General features: G+C 67.0%; 4 protein-coding genes. 2 read left to right on the top strand and 2 right to left on the bottom strand.

Annotated elements, in window-relative coordinates:
- Both ACRDUX_RS29930 and ACRDUX_RS29925 read left to right on the top strand, forming a co-directional pair.
- A partial coding sequence (locus tag ACRDUX_RS29930; RefSeq protein WP_526419302.1) for an ATP-binding cassette domain-containing protein occupies window positions 1–519 on the top strand: 519 nt, incomplete at its 5' end.
- A gap of 118 nt (window positions 520–637) precedes the next feature.
- On the top strand, window positions 638–2,299 hold the full coding sequence (locus tag ACRDUX_RS29925) for a hypothetical protein (protein ID WP_526419300.1): 1,662 nt from the start codon (window positions 638–640) through the stop codon (window positions 2,297–2,299).
- A 60-nt stretch (window positions 2,300–2,359) separates the two neighbouring features.
- Here the strand turns inward: ACRDUX_RS29925 and ACRDUX_RS29920 are convergent, their stop codons facing one another.
- Entirely contained in the window at window positions 2,360–2,848 is a 489-nt protein-coding gene (locus ACRDUX_RS29920; RefSeq protein ID WP_526419304.1) for a DUF5078 domain-containing protein, read from the bottom strand.
- Window positions 2,845–3,383, bottom strand: a 539-nt coding sequence (locus ACRDUX_RS29915) for an MMPL family transporter (protein WP_526419298.1), incomplete at its 5' end; no start/stop codon positions are given. The genes ACRDUX_RS29920 and ACRDUX_RS29915, both read right to left, overlap by 4 nt.

Genomic DNA, 3,383 nt, shown 5'->3' with positions numbered 1-3,383 from the left:
GTCCTGCAAGATCCGTTCTCGTCGCTGAATCCCCGCATGCCGGTCGGGACGTCGGTGGGAGAGCCGCTCGTCGTCCACGGACTGGCTGACGGCAAGGGCGCCCGGCGGGCGCGCACGGCGGAGCTGCTCGACCTGGTCGGGCTGCCGTCAGCGTTCGCTTCGCGCTATCCGCACGAGCTCTCCGGCGGACAGCGGCAGCGGGTGAGCATTGCGCGGGCTCTTGCGCTTGAGCCCGAGCTGCTGATCCTCGACGAATCCACCGCGTCGTTGGACGTCTCGGTGCAGGCGAAGGTCTTGGAGTTACTCGCCGACCTGCAGAAGAAGCTGGGTTTGACCTATCTGTTCATCGCTCACGACCTGGCGGTGATCCAACGGGTCAGCCACGACGTGCTCGTCATGCGCGGGGGAGAGGCCGTCGAATACCGCCCCGCCGCCGACCTCTTCGCCGCGCCGCAGGACGAGTACACCCGAGCGTTGCTGGCGGCGGTTCCCCCCGCCCGTCCGCGTGGTGCACTCTGAGTGCCGGCTGGGAGTAACGAAATGGTCGACCGGCCGATAGACGTTGTGAGACACGAAGGCCGTATCCGATCGGGGTGCTGACACGGTCTCGCCAGAACACTGAAGGAGTCGATGCACGATGCGTGCACCGTTGGAGATTTGTCGTAAGCGAACCGTCTGCGCGGTGCTGGCGTCCGGAGTGGTGATCTCCCTGACCGCGCTCACCGGCGGTATCGCGCCCGCGTTCGCCGCGCCACACACCGACCCCGGCGGTCCGACGACCACGGTCGCGCCACAGCCGACCGTCGAGGCGCCGAAGCAGGCACCGGAACGCGCGCCGGAGAAGGCGCCGGTCGAGAAGCCGACGGTGGCCGACATCCCGTCGACCGTGGAGCCGTCCCCGGTGACGGTCGCGCCCTCGGTGCCAGAGACCGTCGAAGCTCCACCGCAGACCCGCGCGCCCGAACCGTCCCAGACCGTCGAGGCGCCCACTGAGACCCGTGCGCCCGAAAAGTCCCAGACCGTCGAGACGCCCACTGAGACCCAGGCGCCCGAACCAGCGCCGTCGACGCCGGTTCCGGTCGTCACGACGACACGACAGGCGCCGTCGTCGACGGCGACCAGTGCGGCGCCACCGACATCGCACGAGGCGCCGTCCTCGAGCCCGCCAGCACCTGCCACGTCGGCGACGCAGAGCACGCCGACGCCGGAGGAGCAGGGTTCGACGAACCCGACACCGTCGACATCCAGCCCGGCGACCTCGGCGGGTGAATCGACCGAGTCCTCGTCCGAATCGACGAAAACCGCCAGCGTCGCTGCGACCACGTCGGCTTCGTCGGCCGTGGAGTCGACGCGGCGAGTGGTCCAGAAGGTCGCCCCGCAGACGCTGGAGGCACCCGACGCGGACGTCGAGATCGCCCAGAGCGCGAAGATCGTCGAGGAGAAGCCGGTCGCCGCACCCAAGCAGGAGATCGACGACATCTCGCGCGTGATCGACCTGCCGAACCGGGACAACCGGGACAAGCAGCAACCATTCGACAAGAACGGTCAGCGCGACAGGGATCAGGTGCGGCTCGCGGGCGACGACAAGTGGGACCGCAACGTGCGGCAGTGGCGCCCGGACTGGGTCCAGTACGACGAGTACTACCGCCCGGTGCTGAGCAACCCTTACCGCGACCCGGTGCGGATCGTGTACGTCTACCAGAACGCTCCCCGCATCGTGTGGATCCCGCCGCTGGCGAGGATCGTGCTCGAGGTCGCCCAGTACGCCGCCTACAGCTTCACGGCGCTGGTCACCAACCCGATCAACCAGGTCGCCAACGTCGCGGTGGGCAGCTTTTTCGGTGGCGGGTACTACCCGGGTGCCGGGCTGCCCCTTCCGCCGCCTCCACCACCGCTGCTGAACTACGCCAACGTTCCCGTTCACGTCCGGTACTCGGACGCCGACTACGAGCCGTTCCGCGTCTCGAAGATCGTGGACGTCGGCGACGACGCGCAGTACGGCGAGCGCAAGGTTCTGCTCGACGGCGTCACGCCGGCCTGGGGCGAATGGAAGCAGACTCCTTCCGGGGAGCGGAGTTTCGAGGTTCACAAGACCCAGCAGTTCCCGGGTCTCGACGATCCGCAGGAGGCGCCGCTACCCGGCGATTACCAGCTCAAGCTGGCTTCGGACGAGTCGTCGTCGGGGATGAACAAGCGGGACGTCTACCTGATCGCGGTGGCCGTGGCGTGCGGCGCACTGAGCATCGGCGCGGTCGTCCTCAGTGTCTTCATCGGGCGCAGGCGGCGTCCTCTGCACTGACTCCCAAACGACGAATGACCGCCGAGTCCTTGGACTCGGCGGTCATTTCGTTGGAGCGTGCTAGGGGTGAACGGGCCAGTCCCACACGGACATGTCGCCGCGAGGGTAGTCCATGCAGACGTCGGTGGCCTTGGCGGCGACGCCCTTGTTGTTGAAGAACACCTTCGCCCAGTTGCCCCAGCGGGTCGCCACCTGCTCGTAGTAGATGTTGGTGGCGGTGTCCTCGGAGTACTGGCGGCGAGCTGCGGAATCGAGCGAGAAGAACCAGTGGATGCGGTCCTCGGCGGACTGCTGAACGTCGGCCGGGCGGTTGCTCTTGTCGATCATGTACCGCTCGAAGTACACCGGGCTGGTGTCACGCGCGGCCGCCAGGTACTGCTCGGTGTCGCAGGTGGTGACGATCAGCCGATGCGGTATCGGGAAGTCGTCGGTCGAGTCCGCCGCGGCCGGGCCGGCCAGGGTCGTCGCGGCGATGCCGCAGACCGCGGCGGCCAGGCCACCGCGTACGGCTAGATTGCGCAAGCTCTTCGTCATGACGTTTCTCCTCAGGCTGTCGGGACGGGTTCGGGTTGCTTCGGCGGGCTCGGCCACGGTGCCGGCTTGGGGCGTTGTCGCACGTGCGTCGGCCACCAGAACCACTTGCCAAGCAGCGCTGCGATGGCCGGCGTCATGAACGACCGGACAACCAGAGTATCGAACAGCAGGCCGAGACCGATCGTGGTGCCGACCTGACCGATGACGGTGAGCTCACTCACTGCCATCGACATCATGGTGAAGGCAAACACCAGGCCGGCGGAGGTCACCACTGACCCGGTACCGCCCATCGACCTAATGATGCCAGTGTTGAGACCCGCGTGTATCTCTTCCTTGAATCTGGACACCAGGAGCAGGTTGTAGTCCGCTCCGACCGCCAGCAAAATGATGACCGACATTGCCAGCACCATCCAGTGCAGCGGGGTGGCGAGTAGGTGCTGCCAGATGAGCACCGACAACCCGAACGAGGCGCCGAGCGACAACACCACCGTGCCCACGATCACGGCCGACGCCACCACGGCCCTGGTGATGAGCAGCATGATGATGAAGA

The organism is Mycobacterium sp., assembly GCF_050701675.1.
In the GTDB taxonomy this organism is placed as follows: Bacteria; Actinomycetota; Actinomycetes; order Mycobacteriales; family Mycobacteriaceae; genus Mycobacterium.
Note: the sequence above shows the minus strand (reverse complement) of the source record. Positions and strands in the feature narration are given on the sequence as shown.

What these genes read in the sequence shown, in the direction of transcription:
- ACRDUX_RS29925 (WP_526419300.1), top strand. Translation starts at nt 638, where the DNA reads ATGCGTGCACCGTTGGAGATTTGTCGTAAGCGAACCGTCTGCGCGGTG.